We start from the raw sequence: 21,112 nt of genomic DNA on the forward strand, positions 1-21,112 counted from the left end.
AAACTTTTATTCTAAGGATATATTCGTTTAAAATCATACAATTATAAAATTAACCCATGCACAAGATATTTGTTCTTGCGTTTTTTATGGCGGTTTCTCCATTGGTGAAGGCGCAAAAATTAACTAAAGAAAATGTTACAGGATTCTGGAAACTGAAGGAATCCGGATTTTATGAAGATAACAGGAAGGTGATAAAACAATTTGATAACTGCCGTTTGATGAGGAATTATGCGATCCGGGAAGATGGTTTTGCCATTTATAATTATGTGGAAGGAAAAACAGGTGACTGCAGTCCCTCAGAACCCAGACTTTCATTTTGGAGGATTGTAGAAAACAGAATTCAGTTCTATGTAGATGACCAAAATATTCTTGAAGAGGTGGAAGTGACATTGAATAAAGATCATACAATAACTTTTTCAAGTTATATTCCTAAACGTACAAGTGTGAATGGAGATGCTCTTGCTGAAAAAATAGTAAATACAGTTCACTACGACATACTTGAAAAAAAATATTGATGGTAAACCCTAAACTTTTTGACGTATGAATTATGTAACAATAATCTATCTCCTGAATATTCTGCTTTATGCTATATATTTCTTTGGAAGAACCGGAAGTGAGGTGGCAATGTCCGGCCTGGATTATACCGTTTCCGGAATCCTGTCTCTTTTTCTGATCTTTGCAGGATACCTGAATGCAAAGAAGAAGATGATCTACAGGACAGTTCTGTGGGTATTTTTTGTGAATGTATTTTTATTCATCTGTTCTGGTTTATTTGATCAGTTTGGAAGCCATTTTAATATCCTTTCCAATGGTAATAGTGACAGTTTTTTCTTTACACTGGCACTGCTTGTGTATAACGGATATCTTTTCTCTCTAACGGTTATTCTTGAGGGTTCAGGACTGGCATTGATATTCCCGGTAGTATTATCTTTCATTCTGCCTTCATTGGGATATCTGATAGGGAAAAAACTTCATCAGAACAAACAGAATTCTACCGACGCATAGTCATTGCGAACCGAAGGTGAAGCAATCTCAATAGAGAAATAGAATTTGGAATACTAAGTATAAGTTTTTTTGAACACGCAAAGGCGCTAAGATTTTTACAAACCAAGTGTATGTAAGACGCAAGGATTTTATCTTTGATAAAATTGGATACTGCATATTCTTAACCTCTCACTTCTAATGTGATCTTTGGGAAATTGATAATATTACTTGCTGAAAATCTGGGATTTTCTTGCGCCTTAAAATATACGCAAAATATGAATTCTTGCGCCTTTGCGTTTTCCAACACTAAATAATTTTAAGCAAAAAAATAAGAGAAAAGTTTAAGGTTACCCTTAATTCTGAGGCTGATTATTGGATGTAAAGAATTTCTGTTTACCAATAAGCAGTTCAAAAAACAGTCTGAAATCAGAAATTAAAGACCATAAAGGATATTTGAAAGTAGCAGGTTTGTTTCTCTCAATCACAGCATGACTAAACCACGCAAATCCATAGCCTACAATGGGAATATACCATAGAAACCTTTCTTTTCCGGAACTTATAACATACCATATAACGAAAAATACGAGAAATGTTCCGATAAAGTGAAAAATACGGGTTCCTGTTTTACTATGTTCAGTAAGATAAAACTGGTAAAACTCTCTATATGTTTTAATTCTTTCGGTCATGGCAATCTAGTTTATTGATTCTATTGAAGTTAAAGCAATAATTCTGCCGATTTTGAAAGAGGATAAAAAAAGAAAAAGGCAAAATCGCAAATCAGTTTCTCCATCAGGTTTAACCTCTTTGCCATTTTGCCTTTTCGCAATTATGCTTGTTTATTTAGCTATTCTTTAATTCTTTTCCCAGTTTACTGTTTTTGTATCCGTAGCAGAAGTAAATCACCATACCAATCAGGAACCACATCCCGAACCAGAACCAGTTCTCATGGCTCATTCCTGTAAGAAGGTACAGACATGAACTTAATCCAATCAATGGAATTAATGATAAATTCTTTACAAAAGTCACAACACATAAGATCAGGTTGATGATGATAAAGAAGAAAATAGAAGCTCTGAATTCTCCTTCATTAGGATCTGACCAGTTCATCAGGTTGTCAAAAAACTCCGGCTGCCATTTGTAGAAAGCCAGCAAACCACCGATAAAAATAACAGGGAAGATGATTTTACCATTCACATAAGGAAGGTGAAATCTGCCTTTTATTTTTTCTTTAGCAGGAAGAAGAAGTACCCCGGCACACACCAATACAAATGCGAAAATAGTTCCGATACTTGTAAAATCAAGGATGAATGTTTTATCTGTAAACAGAATAGGAATTCCTACTACAACCCCGGTAACGATTGTTGCGTAGGATGGTGTTTTATATTTAGGATGTACTTTTTGAAATCTCTGAGGCATCAATCCGTCACGGCTCATTGCGTACCAGATTCTTGGCTGTCCCATCTGGAATACCAATAATACAGTGGTAATGGCAACAATAGCAACAAAGGAAACAATAAGTTCCATCCAGGCTACATTAGCATTTGTTTTTTCAAATATGAATGAAAGCGGGTCTCCCACACCATCGAATTTCTTGTAATCCACCATTCCTGTTAATACAAGCGTCAATGCAATATAGATCACCGTACACAGTACAAGAGAGATGATCATTCCTTTTGGTAAGGTTTTCTGTGGATCTTTGGTCTCTTCAGAAAGTACACTCAAAGCATCGAATCCGATATAAGCGAAGAATACACCGGATACGGCACTCATTACTCCTGCAAAACCATTAGGCATGAAGGATGGTGTTCCGGTTGTAGGGCTTATTGGAGTCCAGTTTTCAGTGTTGACATAAGCACAGCCCACAAGAATTACCAGTATGATCACTGCCAGTTTTAAGATAACCAGAGAGTTATTGAAGTTTTTACTTTCCTTTACTCCCACATAACAAAGCCATGTAATCAAACCATTGATAACCAATGCCGGAATATCTACAATGAACTTTAAGCTTCCAATCAATGGAGCAGTATTCCATGCACTTAAAAGTTCTTTGTTTTCTGAACCATATTGAACGGCTTTTCTGGCTTCCGTATAACTGCAGGTCAGATAATCAGGGATATGCATTCCGAGACGTCCTAAGAAGCTCGTAAAATAATCTGACCAGGAAAAGGCTACATAAATATTTCCGAAAGAATATTCCATGATCAGGGCCCATCCAATTACCCAGGCAATCAGCTCTCCAAAACTGGCATAGGCATAGGTGTAGGCAGATCCTGCCGTAGGAATTCTGCTGGCAAATTCAGCATAGCATAAAGCCGTAAATCCACAGGCAAAGCCGCAAATCAAATATAGCAGGATTACACCGGGACCACCTCTGAAAACGGCTTCTCCTAAACTACTGAAACTTCCAGCTCCAATAATGGCCGCTATACCAAAAAATACAATGTCCCATACACCTAAGACCCTTAAAAGTCCCGTTGAAGTATCTGTATCTGAATAGATTTTTCTTCTAAAAAGTTGACTCATTCAATAACTATATTTGATTTGAAAAAAAGCAAATGTAATGATTTTTTATTTTGATGTTAACAGTTGTTAAGAACATTTGGGGAAAAATGCTCAAACAAAAGGCTTTAATCTTTACAAACAGGGATTTCCACGTAGCTGTCGTTATACCATTTTATCTCCAGAGGTTCCCCGGAATCCTTGATCGTTTCATCACTTACATCTTTACCAGATCCATAATTGATCTGCCAGTTGGGATTTTTATTAACGCCGACCAACAGTAGAAGTTTGCTTCCCTTTTCTATCTTTTTGCTCATCACATAAGAGTTGTTAATCGGGATCTGTTCCATTTTATTAGGCTCAAGCAGCTGTCGTTTCTCATTATTCTTTGCATAGCTGGCTCTCACGATATGAGTGGACAATAACGAAGACTTTCCATCCGGTTGAATCTGATACAGGTAAGTATCCGTATCAAAATCTTTTTTATTGATGGAAACATTGAAGATCCCTGACAGATTTCCACTGATGATCATATCTTTATCCAATACTTCACTTTCAAAAGTGATAGAATTCGTTACTTTTATGCTGTCTTTTTTGCTGACTTTGTAATAGATCTCTTTCTGATCCCTGTTTTTAAAATCAACCGTTTGTTGAGTGAAATTCTGAGTCTCAGGTTTATTGAATACCGAAGATGTATTTTTCTTGTCCTGAAGATAAAATTTCAAAGAAGAAGTATGCATTTTGTCAAGATCAGCTACATGCTTCCAGGTATTGGTATTCATCACCTGAAAATTGATTCTGTCTTTTAATATTTCCGGCTTTTTTCCGCCTTTTAGAATGTAATCAAACCATGAAAAGGCAAGATCATCAATGCTTATTCTGGCTACCGGATCAATAGGATTGCCATTCACGTAAGTAAATCCGAAACTTTGTGCTCCTCCATGATTGTAAGGACCAATGACAAGATAATGGTTTGCATTTTTATTGTACTGATGATGTTGCTTGAAATAATACAGTGCCCCTATCTGATCATCATCATAATATCCTGTTGTCGTTAGAATAGGAATATTGATTTTAGAGAAATCCTCTTTATAAGGAACCATTTTCTGCCAGTACTGATCATATCCCGGATGATCCAGCCATCGTTGGAATATTTTGCTTGGCTTACCGCTTATTGTATCTAAAGATCTGAATGATTTCCCGCTTTTGTACCATTTTGTATTAATAGAATCCCATTTTACGGCATTGGCAAAATCCTTTTCATCGGTAAATTTGTTATTGGTTACATACTGTATCCATTGCAGCATATAGCTCATGAAGATATTATTCTGAGCCGGATAATCGATCCCGATTCCTACGGCAACCTGAGGCACGATAGTTTTTAATGCAGGGTGCAGTTTTTTTACTGCCGCCCACTGGCTGAATCCCAAATAACTTCCTCCAATCATTCCTACCTTTCCGTTGCTCCACGGTTGTTTGCTTACCCAGTCTATTACTTCATAAATGTCTTCAGATTCATGCTCAAAAGGATTGTTCACATTATTACTGTTTCTCTTACCCCGGGTATTGACAACAGCGCCTACGTAATTATAAGTAGCAGCCCTTTTTCCGAAGAAATCATCAATAGGCCCAGCATAGATATTATTAGTAAGAATAACAGGAAGCGGAGAGGTATTATCTTTTTTTCGAACAATGGTAATCGTTAAGGTATTTCCATTTTTTAATTTTAAATCTCTGATTTCAGTAATAAATCTTTCTTTATTTTTTGAATCCAGCAGCTGCATCACCTGAGGTTTGATGCCAGAATAGGTTTTATAACTCAGGTAGCTTTTGCATAATGCAAGAGCCGTTCTGTAATCAATGCTGTCTTTATCTTTTTGTTTATCCAGTAGTTTGTTCAATTGTTTTCGGGATTCTCTTACATCACCGTCAAGGGCAAGGATAAGTCTGGGAATCAGTTTTTCCGGAAGGCTTTCATATTTTTGATTGAATACTTTCTGGAGTGCACCGGAAAAAGAAGTGTTATTTTCTTTTTGGGCCATCTTAGCCATGCTGTACAGTTCGAATCCTATATATCTATAGCCTCCCATATTATGATCAGCAAAAAGATTACGGTTTTCGGAAAGAGAAACTAACGAATTTTTATAATCCTGTGCCACCATCTGTAAACGGAAAAGATTGTCCATAAGATCCACCGTATTTTCCGGTTTGTATTTGGCGGATTGAAGTTGGGGTATCACTTGCTGAGCAAGTCCCGGCATCTGTTTTTCCAATATAACAGAGTCTGCGACAGCTGCCTTTGGAAAGTGAAATTTTTGCGCCTGCAGGAGGTTTACAAAAATTAATGCTAAAAGTATCTTAAATTTCATATATAGTTTGTTTATGGTATGTTTTTCGCTGCTGTTCAAAAAAGTATCCGGTCGAAATAGGTTTTTGATAACTATTTATTAAAATTGTTTATGTTTTATCAGACGAAAGTAGTAAATTTTATCATTGTGTAGTGAGAAAATTTTCATTGTTATGGAATGAATATTAACAACCATTAACTCTGTTAATACTTGCTTAAACAATAAGTTTTTAATATTTTCGTTAACTTATTTAGACTAATTTTCTTATATCAAGAAGAATGAAATCAAAAAAAATACTCTTAGCGGCTGCTGTAATCTATTTCGGAATCTCCGATGCTCAACAGTCCCAATATTTTACCCAGAAAGAAAATTACAGGTTTAATCTAGCCGAAAATCTTTATCAAACTAAAATATACAACGCTTCTCAATACGAATATGCAAGACAATACTTCTATAATCAGAATTTGTCCCGCTCGAAAAAGGAAGGTGCGCAGTTTTTTGATAATGTAATTGGTGTGATTCTTCAGAAAAATCATGCTGAAGAAGGATTAACCGCTTTCATGAAAGAATATCCGAATTCTGCTTATTTTGCGCAGGCTAATCTTCCTTTGGCGGATTATTACTTGGCAAAAAAAGACTTTGACAAGGCGCTGGAAACTTTAAAAAAAGTGAATCAGTATCAGCTTTCAAAAGAAGAGAATACACAGTATATTCTGAAGCTTGGCTATGCAAAATTCATGACGGGTGATTCTAAAGGCGCCATTGATGCTCTGGAAGAAGCTTATAAAACAGCAGATCATTCTCAAAAAGGAGATATCGCTTACATGCTCGGGCATTTATATTACAGCAACAGACAGAATGATAAAGCTTTCCAATATTTTGACTCTGTAAAAGATCAGGATAAATTCTCTAAGCTGGTACGTCCTTATTATGTACAGATGTATTATAATGACAAGAACTACGATCAGGCGATTACAGAAGGAAATGCTCTGTTAAACGAAAATATTTCAGATTCTTATAAAGCGGAAGTTCACAAGATCATCGGGGAGAGTTACTTCATGAAGAATGATTACACTTCTGCCTATCCGCATTTGAAAGATTATCTCAGCGTACAGCAGAACCCGTCTGAAAACGATTTGTATGAGATGGGATTTGTGGCTGCACAGCTTAAAAAATATGATGAAGCGGTTTCCTATTACAACCAGCTTCTGAACAGTAATTCGGCTTTAGCACAGAATGCTTACTACCAGTTAGGAAATGCTTATCTGGCAGTAGATAAAAAGCAGGAAGCTCTTTCAGCATTCCGTTCTTCTTATCAGATGGATTATGATGCGAAAGTGAAAAAGCTGGCTCATGAGCAGTATGCAAAACTAAGTTATGATATCGGAAACCCGTTTGAAAGTCCTTCTGCGGTAATCCAAAGTTATATCAATGATAATCAGAATGGAGCCAATGCCACAGAAATGAGATCTTTATTGGTGAAATCATATCTGTATTCCGGAAACTATAAAGAAACGCTGAATGCTATTGACAGGTTGCAGAGTTCAACGCCTGAAATCAACAAAGTAGATCAGGAAGTTTCTTATTTATTGGGAACTGAAGAGTTCAACAAAGGAAACTATGATGAAGCTGAGAAATATTTCTTAAGAAGTCTTGGTTTCAATATCAATAAGGAATTCAACAGCCGGGCTTTATACTGGCTGGCACAGGTGTATTACCAGAAAGGGAATTATCCGTCTGCCATTGTTCGTTACGAGAAACTTCTTACCGAAAACTTCCCTGAGAAACAGCAGTTGCCTTATGATTTAGGATATGCTTATTTTAAATCTAAGAAATTTGATCAGGCATCAACGTATTTCAAACAATATCTTACCAATCCGAAGCCGGAATTTAAAAATGATGCAGAACTTCGTCTTGCAGATATTCATTATGCGAATAATGACCTGAATGAAGCAATTGCCATCTATGATAAAAATGAAGATGCTACGGATTATACTTTATACCAAAAAGCCATGGCTTTAGGATTTAAAGGAGATACACAGGCGAAGATTACTAACCTTAAAAACCTTTTATCAAAATATCCGGATTCCGAATATTATGATGATGCTCAATATGAAATAGGAACAGCCTATGCTGCTCAGGATGATTTTGTCAATTCCAATGATTATTTCGGAAAAGTAATTAAAGGATCTTCGGACAAAGATCTGATCGCCAATGCTTCTATTTACAGAGCGCAGAATTATATTGATCAGAATCAAAACGATAAAGCACTTTCTGAGCTTAAATCTTTGGGTGAGCAGTATAAAAATACAGCCTATGCTCAAAAGGTTGTTCAGGCTGCAAAACCTATCTTTACGAAAAACGGAGATGTTTCCGGATATGAAAGTTTTGCAAGAAATATTGGGGTGAATGTAGATGCTGCAGAAATTGATGAAATCAACCTATCTACCGGTAAACAATATTTCGCGAAGAAAGATTATAAAAATGCAATTTCTTACTACGAAAAGTATCTGACACAGAATCCAACAGGTGAGGGATTGTATCAGGCGAAGTATGAATTAGGAGAAAGTTACTACCAAACCAATAATTCAACTAAAGCTTTACTTGTTCTTCAGGAAGTTGCTGGAATTCAGAATGATTACCAGGATGATGCACAAACTCGTTTAGCTCAAATCTTTATCGCACAAGGCAATACTGCGGAAGCGAAAAAGTACCTTGAAGGCATTAAAAACTCTTCCAATATCAGCATTAAAAACTATGCAAATGTAGAGCTGATGAAACTGTATGCTGAAGAAAATAACTTCTCTGAAGCTGAAAAATTAGCTAATGCAGTAATCGCTAATTCTAAAAACTCAGCAGCGGTAATTGAAACGGCAAAAGTGATCAAAGCAAGAAGTCTGATGAACTCAGGAAAAGATAAAGATGCTCAGGCGGCCTATGTTTCTCTTGAGAAATCATCCAACACTTCAGTAGCTGCGGAAGCTTTGTATGCTAAAGCGTATTATCAGAATAAAGGAAAGGCTTTCAAATCTTCTAATGAAACGATCTTTAAGCTTGCCAATAACTATGCATCAGAAGAATTCTGGGGAGCGAAAGCCCTGGTATTGATGGCGAAAAACTATATCGGTCTGAAAGATAACTATCAGGCAAGTTATACATGTGACCAGATCATTACCAATTATAAGGATTTCCCTGAAATTGTTGCTGAAGCTAAAGAAGTTAAAAAACAGATTAAGAAATAGGACATGAAGGTGTTTAAAATTGCCACATATTCTTTTTTAATTTCTGCTTCTCTTTGGAGCTGCATTCCATCGTACAGTGCATATCCTAAAGAGTATAACCACGCAAAAGCTGATTTTCCTAAGCAAAAGGCTTTTGTAGTGAATAAGGATCTTGAGAAAGAGTTTAACATTTTAAAACATTCTGATATTTATGAAATTGTAGATGACAGTACCCATGCAGTTAAAATAACACTGCATCCCATGCTGACCCGTACTCCTCCATGCGGAAATCCTATGATTGGAAGTATGCTTACAGTGGGATTACTGCCTTCAGGATTTCCTTACGATATTTCTTACAGTTATGATGTAGCTGAGAACAGCACAACAAAAAATTATCAATACAAATTACAAGTTTATCAAAGCCTTTGGCTGTTTAATATATTCAGACTAGGGAGAACTTTTTCAAAACAGTCAGGGAAAGCTTTATTAGGCAATTATATTGCTTCCAATAAATAAAACCCGTTATATATTTTTTTCAAATAAAGAAAATATGAACAAGAAGATTCAAATATTATCCATATTATTTTTAGGAATTTCGTCAGTGGCGTTTTCCCAGATCAAGGAGGAAAAACTGGTTCTTAACAAAAAGAGAGAGCCGGAAGTGAAGAAGATCGAGAAGAAGAAAACTTCTGTGGAAACCATAAAAAATTATCCGCCGGAAGAGAAATCGCAAACCCCTGTGAAGTATACCATCACAGATGTTCCTGCTGTTTCAGACTTCAAAACGTCTACCATTCAGGGGGAAGATGTTGCTCCGAAATTTGACGGAACGGCTCAGAATAATTACTTCCAGTTCGGAATGGGTAATTACGGGAAGGTGCTGGTAGACGGAAACGTTTCAAAAACCCTTGAAAATAAGTTTGAAGTAGGAGCAGATGTTCATGTACTTTCCACCAATGGTCTTAAAAAAGATTACGACTGGAAATCCGGGCAGACTTCAGCGAATATCGGAGCTTTCTTAAACTCTTATGGAGAAAAAGGAAAATTCAATATCAATGCGGAATATGGTTTAGACAGCTATAATTACTACGGTATTTATGCCATGCAGCCAACGGGTGAACTGGATCTGAAGCAGAAAGTCAATCAGTTTAAAGTAAACGGTTACTATGATTTTTATTCCAACGAAATTTTAAATGATGTAAGGGTAAAATCTTCTTTCCTTAAAGATCATTTTGATGCTCAGGAAAACCAGGTTTCCATACTTGCCAATTTCTCCAAACATGCGGTAGAATTAGGAAAATCAGGAATCAATCTGAATGCTGATCTTGGAGTAGGATTGGATGCTGTGAAGACCGATTTTGCGATCAGGGATAAAAACTCTTCCAATTTCTTCAATACCAGCCTGACTCCGAAAGTGACGTTCAGAAAAGGGGATTCTTATTTAACCTTAGGTTCTTCATTCTCTTTCCTGAATGCTAAAAACTCTAATGATCAGCTGGAACAGCAGAAAAACAATAAAACGTATTGGTTTCCACAGGCAGAATTTCAGTTTGCGGCTGCCAAAGAATTTAAATTCTACGGAGGGGTAGACGGAGGTTTAAAGCTGAATACTTACGGGGATATGCTGCAGACGAATCCATTCATCCTTTCTGACCAGTTTTTAAAGCCTACAGAGACGAAATATCATTTTTATGTAGGATTGAGAGGTGATATTGACGAAACGCTGAAATACGACTTCTCTGCAGGGTACGGAAAGATGAGAGATATTATGTTCTTTAAAGCCAACGGTCTTTTTGACAATACCTCTGTTAACCGTTCTGCCTACAATTTTGCCAATACATTCTCCGCAGTATATGACGATGGAAATGTAAGTGATATCAAAGGTAGCGTGCAGTATTTCCCATTGGCTAACCTTATTTTAGATGGAGAATTAAGATTTACAAAGTACGATCTTAAGAATTACGACAACATTTATAACGTTCCACTGTTCAATGCGAGCATCGGGGCAAAATATACTATGCTTGACAAAAAGTTATTGTTAGGTTTCAAAGGAATCTTTGCAAGTGACAGAACTACAAATTCTTATGCAATCGAAGGGGTAGGAGCTCCGAATGTAATTTTCCAGTCTACAGAAAATACAAACGATAAAGTTGGTGGTTATGCTGATTTAAATCTTTCTGCAGAGTATAAAATTCACAAAAATTTCAGTATTTTCGCACTCGGAAATAATCTTCTGAGCTCAAAATACCAGACGTACAAAGGCTATAAAGTCCTGGGTGCACAGATTCTGGGAGGTGTGAAAATTACTTTCTAAAGGTAGAAGGATAGATGTAAAAAGGCCCGGCGCCTGTTACCTAAATCCTACAATCTGCTACCTGGAATAGGCTGCATAGTTTAATGGATAGAACTTCGGATTTCGGCTCCGACAGTGAGGGTTCGAATCCTTCTGCGGTCACAAAGCTCCTTTTTAGGAGCTTTTTTTATGCCTTTTCTTTCCAGAAAATTTATTCCTTCCCGCCATTAATATTTACATTGTTATAGTGTAATGTTTACGGGCTGCATTATTTAATCCATCAGTTTATAAATAGTTTTGCAAATAATTATGATCAATTAAAATAAAAATAATGATGTCAATTAAATTAGGTGATACTGCTCCAAATTTTCAGGCTGATTCGTCTGTTGGTACAATAGATTTCTATAATTATCTTGGGAATTCATGGGGGATTTTATTTTCTCATCCTGCAGATTATACCCCTGTATGTACTACGGAGTTGGGAATGACAGCAAAGTTGCAATCGGAATTTGATCGCCGCAATACTAAAGTGATTGCATTAAGTGTTGATAGGGTAGAAGATCATCAGAATTGGATCAAAGACATTAATGAAACACAAATGACTTGTGTTCAGTTTCCAATCATTGCTGATGATGATCTTGCCATTTCAAAGCTTTACGATTTTATTCATCCTAATGCATCTGCAACAGCAACAGTTCGTTCCTTGTTAATTCTTGATCCCAATAAAATTATTCGTTTAATGATTACTTATCCTGCATCTACAGGCCGGAATTTTGATGAAATAATACGGGTTCTAGACTCCTTACAGTTAGTGGATACTTATACGATAGCAACTCCGGTTAATTGGAAAGCTGGTGATGATGTCATTATTCCTCCCGCTATTTCAACAGAGGATGCAAGACAATTATATCCTAAAGGAGTTAGGGAAATTAAATCTTATTTAAGATATACGCCTCATCCTGTTGAGTAAGATACACTTATTAAGGTAACCCGGTTTAAAGATAAATTAACAAGCACAGCTCATGATGAATAAGAAAAAAATTATTTTATTAAGTCTATTACTCTCTGGATTGGCAGTTTCATGTAAAAAAGCAGAAAATAGAAAGACTCAGTCAAAGATTTCTTCTCATGTAGTGACAAAAGAACAACAGGATAAACTGACAGGTGAAGAGGTTCTGAAAGATTTTATGGAAGGAAATAAAAGATTCCAGGATGAAATTGTAACTAAGAGAGTGTATACAAAACATACAGGAAAGCTTATAACGGGTCAGTTTCCTAAAGCTATGGTCGTAAGTTGTTCAGATAATGCTGTTTCTGTGGAGGATATTTTTGATCAGGGTTTGGGAGATATTTTTGAGGGAAGAGTAGCTGGAAATTTTGTAGATGAAGAGGTGTTGGGAAGTATTGAGTTTGCTTGTGTGGTTAAGGGTGCGAGACTTGTCGTGGTAATGGGCCATCAACATTGTGAAGCTGTAAAAGCAGCTATTGACAATGTCAGGTTTGGTAATATTGCAGCGACACTTTACAGGCTAAGACCAGCGGTGAATATAAGTCTAGGTTTTACAGGAATGAAAAACTCAAAAAACAATGAGTTTGTAAAGTTCGTTTCCGAAAATAATATTAAAATAGCACTCAATGATATACGGAAGAAAAGTCCGATCCTTAAGGAAATGGAGGATAATGGAAAGATAAAAATTGTTGGGACATTGTATAATCCTGCAGATGGAACATTACAGTTGGTACAATAATTCAGACTGCTAATTTGTTTCGAATTCATGCTATTCAATATACTGAGTTGTCTGAAATCAGTTGACATAAAATTGAACAATATTAGATCCGGAGAAACTGTTTTCTCCGGATTTTTATTTTTTGAGTTTCATTCTTATGACCGTTTACCATTTACACAATAATCCTTTTTTGACTACAATCAGGTAGTACTATTATGTGGGCTCAACAACTTATATCTACACGATATTTTTTTTGAAAAATGCTGAATGATATACTTTTACAAAATGAAAATTCACCTTTAATTCTTGTGCCAGGATAAAAAATACTGATTACCGGCGGTGAAAAATACGGATGAGTTCCCACTTTTAAAGTAAATCAGGAACATGGATTTGGATATAAATGAGAATTACATTCCGGAATCAAATAATACAACATAATTTTTAAAATTTTAAATAATGAAAAAACCATCAATTTTATTAGGAGTTCTGACTCTGGGAGCGTTTACATTAGGAGCCAACACTGCTTTCGCCAATGTAAAATCAATAGAAACACATTCTACGGAGGCTGCTTGTGGAGGTAAAACAGGAAAAAGTGGTGAAGCTAAGTGCGGAGGGAAAAAAACTTCAGAAGGAAAATGTGGGGAAGGAAAATGTGGAGGGAAAAAAACAGAAACGAAAACTAAAGAAGGGAAATGTGGCGAAGGAAAATGCGGTGAAGGAAAATGTGGAGGGAAAAAAACTAAGAATGAAGCTAAAAAAACTAAAAAGACAAAAACAGCATCAACTAAATAGTTTTTTGGAATCGGCAGACTTGTATAACAGGTCTGTTGATTTTTTAAGTACCATCGGTAAATAGAAGATTATGGTAGGAATTGGTTATCGAAAAGAATTTTCCAAAACATTTTTAAATACGGATGTTTTAGAACCTGATTTTGTGGAAGTAGCGCCCGAAAACTGGCTGGGAGTTGGAGGATACTGGAAGAGGGAATTAAAGAAGGTACTGGAAAAATACCCGCTTTACTGTCATGGATTGTCTCTTTCTGTAGGGAGTCCGGAAGGAATAGATAAGGATTTTGTGAAGCAGGTAAAGCAGTTTTTGGAAGATACTCAGGCTGTATTATATTCCGAACATCTTACTTTCTCTAAAGTAGATAATGCCCATTTATATGATCTGTTGCCTATTCCTTTCACCCAGGACGCAATAGAACGGGTTTCTGAAAATATTCTTCAGGTTCAGGATATTTTGAAAAGGCCGTTAATTTTGGAAAACGGAAGTTATTATACTGTTTTAGAGGCTGAAATGTCAGAAGAAGATTTCATTAACGAAATTGTCAACAGGACGGGCTGCGAATTGCTGCTGGATGTAAACAACGTGTATGTTAATGCTTTTAATTTCAAATATGATGCTGAAAAATTTATCCAAAGCATGCCCCTGGATAAAGTGAAATATATTCATATAGCAGGCCATTACAAGGTCAATGATTATTTAATTATAGATACCCATGGAGAAGATATTATTGATCCCGTATATAAATTACTGGCGTGGGCTATAGAGAAAATAGGCAAAGATATTCCTGTTCTTTTGGAAAGGGACTTTAATATTCCGGAATTGGAAAATCTACAATTTGAAATTGATACTTTGAAATTGTTAAAAAACGAAATCTTAACACTTCAATTGGATACTGAATATGGACAATAAAACATTTTCCCTTCAAACCAATCTTGCTTTGTATTGCAGAACCGGTTTGTATGAACCGCCAACCAGTGTTCAGGAGCATACATTTCATTACAGAAGGCTGGTGTATAATGTGATAAAAGATACCTTGAAAAGAGCATTTCCTATGGCAAAGAAACTGATCGGTAGGAGAAGATGGAAAAGGATGGTAAAGCATTTTTTTGAACACCACCAATGTCAAACTCCTCAGGTATGGAAGCTTCCGCAGGAATTTTCAGACTATTATCAGCAACATGATTTTCCTTTTAAGAAAAACTTCCCTTTTCTTGTTACTCTACTACAGTATGAATGGCTGGAGATTGAAGTTTTTATGATGGAGGATTTGCCCATTGATCAATTCAGTAGAGAAAAAAAATCAGAGGAAGATGGGATTATCCCTAATCCGGAAATTAAGATTTTATCTACAGAATATCCGATTCATCTAAAAAATGTGAAAGAAATTACAGAAGAAGACAAAGGTCAGTATTTTGTTTCTGTACATCGGGACTTCTATACAAAACAAATACAGTTCAACGATCTTTCGTATCCTTTTGTGGAAATCATTTTAAAAGCCAACGAAGGCTGTTTCAGCAGAAAAGATTTCATAGAATTACTTGACGGATATGATAACGACAGGGAAAAAATCATCAAATTATATCAGGATTTTGAACAGTTCGCATTGCAGAATACTATTTTTTTAGGATACCGGATATAAGTAGAATTTACTTTTATAAAAGATCATTGTCCTGGTCTTTTCTTAATATTATTACATTAAAATGAAAAAAATACACGAAATAATGAACAGGTCTTATAGAATAAAAGATTTTGTTTTATTAGGTTTACGTTTGGTGCTGGCATATGGCTTTTTTAACCCGGCAATAATGAAGTTAAAAGATATTGACAGTATTGCGGAATGGTTTGAGATGATAAACATTCCTTTACCTGTATTGAATGCCTATTTAGCAACAGGAACAGAGCTTTTGGGAGCAATTCTGTTAACCTTAGGCCTGCTCAACAGATGGATTTCCATTCCTTTGATCATTACGATGATTGTTGCCATTGTTACTGTACATTGGGGAAATGGTTTTGATGCGGGAGATAATGGTTTTGAAATCCCATTATATTATATTCTGATGCTCCTTACTCTTTTATCTTTTGGTGCCGGAAAATGCAGCCTGGATCAATTTTTAAAACTAAACAGAATTGAAAACTGAATCTATTTTCTTCGGACTTCTTAAAATTTCAAAGAATTTTTTAGAGTTAAAAAATGAAGCTAACCGATTAGTCCCTATTCTCTAAATAATATTTGTTAGAGTATCATAAAATGAAAAAAGCAGGTGTTCTGACACTTGCTTTTTTATGATCGTCTATGGCTGGTTGATTCGTAATTCTCTGAAAAAAGGGTATTTGTAGAAATATAAAATCAGTTTTAATAAGCCCTGGGTTCACTTTCATCTGAAAAATATACCATTTCTGGTAAGGTTAGTTTCATTTACAGATTTTTTTGAAAATTGTTTCAGATTATTTTGAACCCAAAGCACTATTGGTTGAAGAAAAAATATTTATAATAAGTGATTTTTACAATGGTAAATTTAGGAAAATAGTTCCCATTGTAAGTTGAAAATCAGTAGTTATAAAACTACATAGATGACATTATTTATTGTCTTTCCTGTTGTTGCTTACATACTTAAGGATGAATAAGGCTGTGATTATAGGAGAAACAAATCTCTTTATTTATTTTCTGTGATTTTGGTTTTTGAAAGTAATCTTTCCATTCCTGAGATTCCTTTTAAAAAGAATGTGTAATACTTTCGTTTTGCCTGCCGCCGTTTGTATGGGTTGAAGTAATAGCTTTCCAAATGAATGGTTGCTGGTCTTCAAACTCATGATCAAAAAACAGGTAGTAATAACAGATGCAGTAATAATTGCAATAGTAAGTAAATCGTTCATCATATCTTTCTTTTTTTAGCCGGCTTGAATAATTATATTTTCCAGATGACTGGCTTATTATTTTCTGAGCGAAATTATTGATTAAACGCTTGATAAACTGATTGTTAGTTGTAGATATTAAACTGCAGGAGTGAAAATATAAGTTGGGTTTTTATGCATAGATTAAACTATTGGAAGAGTTACTAAGGTCATCCATTTTTTGTGAGGAGTATTTCTCAGCAGTAGCTAAACACCGAAGATCGTGTAATTTTTTCCCAGTTATTAATACGAATAAAAACTATAGACCTGCCTGTTTATTCTTACAGTATTTTTTTTGGATAAAATATTAAATCAGGTAGTTTTGGAATTATTAATAATTAAAAAATAAACACATTTTAATGATAGGTAATACAATGGATGATCTTCTTAAAATACATTGATTGGGGTCTGTTATCAACCATTTTTGTACTGTTCAAAATGGTATGGTGGTATGCGAAAATAGTTGTCACTTAAGCAAATCCATCCAGGTGATGTAATTTTTTTTCAGCTAATGAACACAAATAAAAACTACACGCCCGCCTGTTTATTCTTACAGTATTATTTCTTTGCGAATTATCAAATCAATTAATTTTGCAAATGATTAATAGTTAAACAATAAGCACATTGTAATGACCTATTATGCACAGGATGATTTTCTTAATACGGTTTCTGCTGTTTCTCCAGACTTGTATTGTATAAGTATATTTTCTTTTCTGTTGTAAATAATGTAAAATATTGATTATTAGTATTTAATCGGGTGATGTCTCGCCGGGATTTAAAATCTTATAGATTTTAGTAATGTAAATAATGAGTATTAATAAATAAGTATAAAAATGAAAACAAAAACAAATGTCTTTTTAGACTTCGATAACACACAATTTGACGGCCACCTTCATAATAGTATGAATAGCTTTATCAGTAATTACAGTAATAATGATATTCCTGGATTAACAAAAAAGCAGTTAATGAAGGAGCTTATGGGTACAGGTCCTATTTCAGAGGGATCTAAACAGGCGGTACGGGAGGCTTTAGAGCTTTCTTTAGTGTTGGATAAAGGAAGAGCTAAGGGGAATCCTAAACATAAAGCTCACACCTTTGATTTTTTTGATGGAAAGGGTTTGAATGAATTTGCCGCTAAAAGTAAAGGCCAGGGGGTTGATGTTGTTGTATTAACGGCCTCCATGTATCCGAATGCGATTAAGGCAGTATATGAAATGAATGGCTTAACTCACTTAAATGATATTTCAATAATCTCTGTTCCAATTAATAGTAATCGTACGATAATGGCTCAGGATAAGAATACAGAAATACAAAAATATGAAGAAAATCAAAGATTAAGAAATAAAGAGTTGCATACGGTTCATAATATTTTTGTGGATGACAGTAAGGAAAATATTAAAGTATTTAACGAAAGCAGAAATCCGAATAATACCGGAATTTTAGCACCGGATGGGATTGATTTGAAAAAGCTTACTGCTGCGGTGGAAAAAACGCTTTCCGGTAAGCAGGAGTCTGTTGCTAAAGGGGTTAATTCACATGATCATACAGAAAATCAGGATACAGAAGAGGGATTGTATGCCTATCGTGATGCCGCAGGGGAGCTTCATTCAAGTAAACATAAATACAAAGAAAATGTAGTCTTGAATGATAGAAACGATATGAAAGCAAACCTGTCTAAGTTTACTGAAACTCAGAATAAGCCACAAATGATTAGAGAACAGGGTGGTAGGTCTCATGGGGCGCAGGCGAAAGGAATGGATAAAGAAGTTGCTCCTGCAATTCCTGCCAGAGATTATACTCCTAAAGCTCCTGCGGTTCCTCCTCGATCTCTGAAAGCTGAGGCTAAAGCTCCTGCACTTCCTCCCAGAGCTAAAGTTGAGCAAGCTCCTCCGGTTCCTGCCAGAGCACAAAGAAGGCCTTAGAATTTTAATACATAAAAATATACTATAAGCAGTATAGTTAGGGATTGAAAAACTATTGCAGCTGTTTGTATGATCAATCATTTTGTTATCTACTCAAAGAACTATTAGCAGGACATTAAAAGTTCTGATGATAGAAATATAAAGTAAATCTGCTGGTGTTTAATCTGCAAGTTTTACCATTGTGAAGACATTTAGTATTCATCAATATAGGTTGGGTATGAGCAGGCTGAGAAAATTTTATCCGAGTTATACTCGGCCTGCCATTCCTTATTACCAAAACAGATTTCCCTTAAGCGGACTGTTTGTAATGAGTAAGACTTTTTTCAATTAAAATAAACACAAATTATATGGAATATAAAACCCCAAAAACGTTAGAAAGAACTCCTTTAATCTTCGGTTATCCTGTTATCACCGCTATGATAGTTGTTATATGTCTGATGCTGTTTCTTTTTATTGTATTTAAAAATGTACTGTTATCATTAGTCTTTTTAGTAGTTCCCACCCTGTATTTATACATCATCAAAAAGTACCCTAGAAAAGGGGAATTTAAAGAATATTTTTTTGATTTTAAGATGGGAGTGCAATGCGTCAGATTTGATGAAAAATTAGAAAATCTGATTAGCATCAATTCAAAAGATAGCAAGGGAATTTAAAAAAAAGCAAGTAGGTTATTCTCAGGTTCGTAACTGGCTTGTGTTGAGTTGTTGGGTTTAAATCCGATGGGCCAATTATCAAAAGAGTTTTGGTAGACTTATATAGTTCTGCAGGATGCTGGTGACAAAAAATGAATACTCCATTTTCAGCAGATATTCCGGTTACAGATAAACATAAACAAACAAAAATTAAACTTTAGTTTTAAAATATTAGAAAAAATGAAAAATTTGAAATTTAATAGAAGGAGCTTGATCGCATTATTATTACCCATGAGTAGTTTACTATATTCTCAAGATATTAAGGCAAAAATTGATGGATGGACAACCACCCTTAAAACCTCATTGAATGCAGGAGTAGCTGCTTTTGCAGTGGTGGGCGCTTTCCTGATATTTGTTCAGTATATGCAGGGTAACGAACAGGCTCAAAAGAATTTTGTCCGTTTTGTGATAGGGTTAGCTATTTTTGGCCTGGTTGATGTTATTACCCATGTATTCATTTAGAATAAAGAACTCTTTAACCAGTTTAGATTTAAGCTATACGCAATTTAATATAGCTTAAATCTAAATAACACTACTTACCTCTGCAAGAATCCTGAATACTTTAAAGCATAAATTATTCAATACCACCTTTTTTGCAATTTTTTCCTGAAATTTTTTGGTGGCATGTATCCTAATCGTATGCCCATTAAGAACGTCTTTAATTGAACTATGAAATTTAAATCTTTTGTTGAACCTTCCAATAGGGAAGAAGAAAACGTGAAGTTAGCTTTAGCAGAAGCTGGTAAAAACGCAGTGGTTGCTAAGCTTGATGTTTCGAATAGTAGTGTTGTGACATGTGTGAAGTGTAAAAGCGACCAGAATGTTAAGCTGGCTAATATTGCTCCTCTATCAGAAAACAAAGATGAAAATCAATATCCCTTATGTGAAAATTGCAGAAAAGTTTCTTTTAAAGTTAAAATATTCAGATAGAATGCTTTTCTGTTATCTGTATCATCATTTATCAATATTAAAATACCAATGGATTTAAAAAAATTACGTGAAATTCCTTCTACTTACTCTTTAGTTAAAAAAGCATTATTGCTAAGCTTTTCTATTACAATAATAGCTATTGTTTCCAGTTCAGTCTGGGCTGTCTATGTAAGTAAAGTTTTTACTAAAAAAATATACATTATCACTGAAAAAGGACAGGCTGCCATTGCAAATTCTATGAATAATGATCAGGATTACGAAAATTACAGACTGCCTGAGATCAAGAATCAGATTAAAGTGTTTCACAGATTATTTTTTGGATATGATCAGTTCAGTTATGATAAGAATATCAATGAGGCGCTCTATCTGATTGGAAACTCTGGAAAACAATTGTATTTATCGCTTAAAGCCAACGGGCATTTTGCGAGGATACAATCTCAGAACCTGGTTCAGAAACTGGAGATAGATTCTATAAAAGTTAACGATAAAGAATATCCTTATCACGCATCTGTTTATGGAAAACTCAGCGTCTCCAGAGTCGATCAGAATGTGAGTGCAAAAAATCTGTTTTATTCCTCTTTCGATTTATATAATGTAGCAAGAACTGAAAATAATCCGCATGGTTTACTCATTGAAAATTATTTATTTAAGAGTAAAGGGTTTGAAAATGCTTCAGTTAACGATGGCGGCAATGGAGTAAAGGCAGAGGACACTCCTAATGAAGAAGATTCCCAATAGACCGAGGATAAGGATACACTATTGTATTGTAATATCCTTTGATTGCTAAGTATTGATGATAATCCGGAATTTCAAC

At 35.1% G+C, this 21,112-nt stretch carries 20 protein-coding genes and 1 tRNA gene; 17 read left to right on the forward strand and 4 right to left on the reverse strand.

Annotated elements, in window-relative coordinates; genetic code table 11:
* Positions 1-56: 56 nt before the first annotated feature.
* Positions 57-515: a lipocalin family protein gene (locus ACWPWS_RS02755; RefSeq protein ID WP_454045397.1), complete on the forward strand. Its 459-nt coding sequence runs from the start codon at positions 57-59 to the stop codon at positions 513-515.
* Positions 516-540: 25 nt separating this feature from the next.
* Positions 541-1,005: a hypothetical protein gene (locus tag ACWPWS_RS02760; protein WP_454045398.1), complete on the forward strand. Its 465-nt coding sequence runs from the start codon at positions 541-543 to the stop codon at positions 1,003-1,005.
* Positions 1,006-1,337: 332 nt separating this feature from the next.
* On the opposite strand, the gene ACWPWS_RS02765 is transcribed toward ACWPWS_RS02760, so the two are convergent.
* The 3 genes from ACWPWS_RS02765 to ACWPWS_RS02775 all read right to left on the reverse strand — a co-directional run bounded on the left by ACWPWS_RS02765 (position 1,338) and on the right by ACWPWS_RS02775 (position 5,852).
* Positions 1,338-1,670: a DUF962 domain-containing protein gene (locus tag ACWPWS_RS02765; RefSeq protein ID WP_209784045.1), complete on the reverse strand. Its 333-nt coding sequence runs from the start codon at positions 1,668-1,670 to the stop codon at positions 1,338-1,340.
* Positions 1,671-1,824: 154 nt separating this feature from the next.
* The gene (locus ACWPWS_RS02770; RefSeq protein ID WP_454045399.1) at positions 1,825-3,507 is read right to left on the reverse strand and encodes an APC family permease; all 1,683 of its coding nucleotides are present in this window, start codon (positions 3,505-3,507) and stop codon (positions 1,825-1,827) included.
* A 104-nt stretch (positions 3,508-3,611) separates the two neighbouring features.
* On the reverse strand, positions 3,612-5,852 hold the full coding sequence (locus ACWPWS_RS02775) for a CocE/NonD family hydrolase (RefSeq protein ID WP_454045400.1): 2,241 nt from the start codon (positions 5,850-5,852) through the stop codon (positions 3,612-3,614).
* 257 nt (positions 5,853-6,109) lie between these two features.
* Between ACWPWS_RS02775 and ACWPWS_RS02780 the strand changes: the two genes are divergently transcribed.
* From ACWPWS_RS02780 to ACWPWS_RS02825, 10 genes are all read left to right on the forward strand, one after another.
* A complete protein-coding gene (locus ACWPWS_RS02780; RefSeq protein ID WP_454045401.1) occupies positions 6,110-9,073 on the forward strand; it encodes a tetratricopeptide repeat protein in 2,964 nt (987 codons plus the stop codon).
* Between the two features lie 3 nt (positions 9,074-9,076).
* A complete protein-coding gene (locus tag ACWPWS_RS02785) occupies positions 9,077-9,568 on the forward strand; it encodes a hypothetical protein (protein WP_454045402.1) in 492 nt (163 codons plus the stop codon).
* A 34-nt stretch (positions 9,569-9,602) separates the two neighbouring features.
* Entirely contained in the window at positions 9,603-11,366 is a 1,764-nt protein-coding gene (locus tag ACWPWS_RS02790) for a TonB-dependent receptor (RefSeq protein ID WP_454045403.1), read from the forward strand.
* Between the two features lie 69 nt (positions 11,367-11,435).
* Positions 11,436-11,507, forward strand: a tRNA-Arg gene (locus ACWPWS_RS02795).
* A gap of 169 nt (positions 11,508-11,676) precedes the next feature.
* Positions 11,677-12,315, forward strand: a complete 639-nt coding sequence (locus ACWPWS_RS02800) for a peroxiredoxin (RefSeq protein ID WP_454045404.1) — start codon at positions 11,677-11,679, stop codon at positions 12,313-12,315.
* A 52-nt stretch (positions 12,316-12,367) separates the two neighbouring features.
* Positions 12,368-13,093, forward strand: coding sequence for a carbonic anhydrase family protein (locus ACWPWS_RS02805; protein ID WP_454045405.1), 726 nt, complete (start codon positions 12,368-12,370; stop codon positions 13,091-13,093).
* Between the two features lie 435 nt (positions 13,094-13,528).
* Positions 13,529-13,864 carry an HvfA family oxazolone/thioamide-modified RiPP metallophore gene (locus ACWPWS_RS02810; RefSeq protein ID WP_454045406.1) on the forward strand — a complete coding sequence of 112 codons (336 nt, stop codon included), beginning with the start codon at positions 13,529-13,531 and terminating at the stop codon, positions 13,862-13,864.
* Between the two features lie 70 nt (positions 13,865-13,934).
* A complete protein-coding gene (locus ACWPWS_RS02815; protein WP_454045407.1) occupies positions 13,935-14,771 on the forward strand; it encodes an HvfB family MNIO-type RiPP peptide maturase in 837 nt (278 codons plus the stop codon).
* Complete coding sequence (locus tag ACWPWS_RS02820; protein ID WP_454045408.1) at positions 14,761-15,501, forward strand: HvfC/BufC N-terminal domain-containing protein; 741 nt, start codon at positions 14,761-14,763, stop codon at positions 15,499-15,501. Before ACWPWS_RS02815 ends, ACWPWS_RS02820 begins: the two co-directional genes overlap by 11 nt.
* 61 nt (positions 15,502-15,562) lie before the next feature.
* Positions 15,563-16,000 (forward strand): HvfX family Cu-binding RiPP maturation protein, encoded by a 438-nt coding sequence (locus tag ACWPWS_RS02825; RefSeq protein ID WP_309513303.1) that lies wholly within the window; start codon positions 15,563-15,565, stop codon positions 15,998-16,000.
* Positions 16,001-16,520: 520 nt separating this feature from the next.
* Here the strand turns inward: ACWPWS_RS02825 and ACWPWS_RS02830 are convergent.
* On the reverse strand, positions 16,521-16,739 hold the full coding sequence (locus tag ACWPWS_RS02830; RefSeq protein WP_454045409.1) for a hypothetical protein: 219 nt from the start codon (positions 16,737-16,739) through the stop codon (positions 16,521-16,523).
* A gap of 848 nt (positions 16,740-17,587) precedes the next feature.
* On the opposite strand from ACWPWS_RS02830, the gene ACWPWS_RS02835 reads away from it, so the two are divergent.
* From ACWPWS_RS02835 to ACWPWS_RS02855, 5 genes are all read left to right on the forward strand, one after another.
* Complete coding sequence (locus ACWPWS_RS02835; RefSeq protein WP_454045410.1) at positions 17,588-18,676, forward strand: hypothetical protein; 1,089 nt, start codon at positions 17,588-17,590, stop codon at positions 18,674-18,676.
* A 347-nt stretch (positions 18,677-19,023) separates the two neighbouring features.
* Positions 19,024-19,329: a hypothetical protein gene (locus tag ACWPWS_RS02840; RefSeq protein ID WP_454045411.1), complete on the forward strand. Its 306-nt coding sequence runs from the start codon at positions 19,024-19,026 to the stop codon at positions 19,327-19,329.
* Positions 19,330-19,599: 270 nt separating this feature from the next.
* Complete coding sequence (locus ACWPWS_RS02845) at positions 19,600-19,830, forward strand: hypothetical protein (protein ID WP_309513299.1); 231 nt, start codon at positions 19,600-19,602, stop codon at positions 19,828-19,830.
* Positions 19,831-20,037: 207 nt separating this feature from the next.
* The gene (locus ACWPWS_RS02850; protein ID WP_309513298.1) at positions 20,038-20,298 is read left to right on the forward strand and encodes a hypothetical protein; all 261 of its coding nucleotides are present in this window, start codon (positions 20,038-20,040) and stop codon (positions 20,296-20,298) included.
* A 48-nt stretch (positions 20,299-20,346) separates the two neighbouring features.
* Positions 20,347-21,036, forward strand: a complete 690-nt coding sequence (locus ACWPWS_RS02855; protein ID WP_454045412.1) for a hypothetical protein — start codon at positions 20,347-20,349, stop codon at positions 21,034-21,036.
* Positions 21,037-21,112: the final 76 nt, after the last annotated feature.

This window comes from Chryseobacterium sp. Marseille-Q8038 (assembly GCF_965111995.1).

What these genes read in the sequence shown, in the direction of transcription:
- ACWPWS_RS02755 (WP_454045397.1), top strand. Translation starts at nt 57, where the DNA reads ATGCACAAGATATTTGTTCTTGCGTTTTTTATGGCGGTTTCTCCATTG.
- ACWPWS_RS02760 (WP_454045398.1), top strand. Translation starts at nt 541, where the DNA reads ATGAATTATGTAACAATAATCTATCTCCTGAATATTCTGCTTTATGCT.
- ACWPWS_RS02765 (WP_209784045.1), bottom strand. Translation starts at nt 1,670, where the DNA reads ATGACCGAAAGAATTAAAACATATAGAGAGTTTTACCAGTTTTATCTT.
- ACWPWS_RS02770 (WP_454045399.1), bottom strand. Translation starts at nt 3,507, where the DNA reads ATGAGTCAACTTTTTAGAAGAAAAATCTATTCAGATACAGATACTTCA.
- ACWPWS_RS02775 (WP_454045400.1), bottom strand. Translation starts at nt 5,852, where the DNA reads ATGAAATTTAAGATACTTTTAGCATTAATTTTTGTAAACCTCCTGCAG.
- ACWPWS_RS02780 (WP_454045401.1), top strand. Translation starts at nt 6,110, where the DNA reads ATGAAATCAAAAAAAATACTCTTAGCGGCTGCTGTAATCTATTTCGGA.
- ACWPWS_RS02785 (WP_454045402.1), top strand. Translation starts at nt 9,077, where the DNA reads ATGAAGGTGTTTAAAATTGCCACATATTCTTTTTTAATTTCTGCTTCT.
- ACWPWS_RS02790 (WP_454045403.1), top strand. Translation starts at nt 9,603, where the DNA reads ATGAACAAGAAGATTCAAATATTATCCATATTATTTTTAGGAATTTCG.
- ACWPWS_RS02800 (WP_454045404.1), top strand. Translation starts at nt 11,677, where the DNA reads ATGATGTCAATTAAATTAGGTGATACTGCTCCAAATTTTCAGGCTGAT.
- ACWPWS_RS02805 (WP_454045405.1), top strand. Translation starts at nt 12,368, where the DNA reads ATGATGAATAAGAAAAAAATTATTTTATTAAGTCTATTACTCTCTGGA.
- ACWPWS_RS02810 (WP_454045406.1), top strand. Translation starts at nt 13,529, where the DNA reads ATGAAAAAACCATCAATTTTATTAGGAGTTCTGACTCTGGGAGCGTTT.
- ACWPWS_RS02815 (WP_454045407.1), top strand. Translation starts at nt 13,935, where the DNA reads ATGGTAGGAATTGGTTATCGAAAAGAATTTTCCAAAACATTTTTAAAT.
- ACWPWS_RS02820 (WP_454045408.1), top strand. Translation starts at nt 14,761, where the DNA reads ATGGACAATAAAACATTTTCCCTTCAAACCAATCTTGCTTTGTATTGC.
- ACWPWS_RS02825 (WP_309513303.1), top strand. Translation starts at nt 15,563, where the DNA reads ATGAAAAAAATACACGAAATAATGAACAGGTCTTATAGAATAAAAGAT.
- ACWPWS_RS02830 (WP_454045409.1), bottom strand. Translation starts at nt 16,739, where the DNA reads ATGATGAACGATTTACTTACTATTGCAATTATTACTGCATCTGTTATT.
- ACWPWS_RS02835 (WP_454045410.1), top strand. Translation starts at nt 17,588, where the DNA reads ATGAAAACAAAAACAAATGTCTTTTTAGACTTCGATAACACACAATTT.
- ACWPWS_RS02840 (WP_454045411.1), top strand. Translation starts at nt 19,024, where the DNA reads ATGGAATATAAAACCCCAAAAACGTTAGAAAGAACTCCTTTAATCTTC.
- ACWPWS_RS02845 (WP_309513299.1), top strand. Translation starts at nt 19,600, where the DNA reads ATGAGTAGTTTACTATATTCTCAAGATATTAAGGCAAAAATTGATGGA.
- ACWPWS_RS02850 (WP_309513298.1), top strand. Translation starts at nt 20,038, where the DNA reads ATGAAATTTAAATCTTTTGTTGAACCTTCCAATAGGGAAGAAGAAAAC.
- ACWPWS_RS02855 (WP_454045412.1), top strand. Translation starts at nt 20,347, where the DNA reads ATGGATTTAAAAAAATTACGTGAAATTCCTTCTACTTACTCTTTAGTT.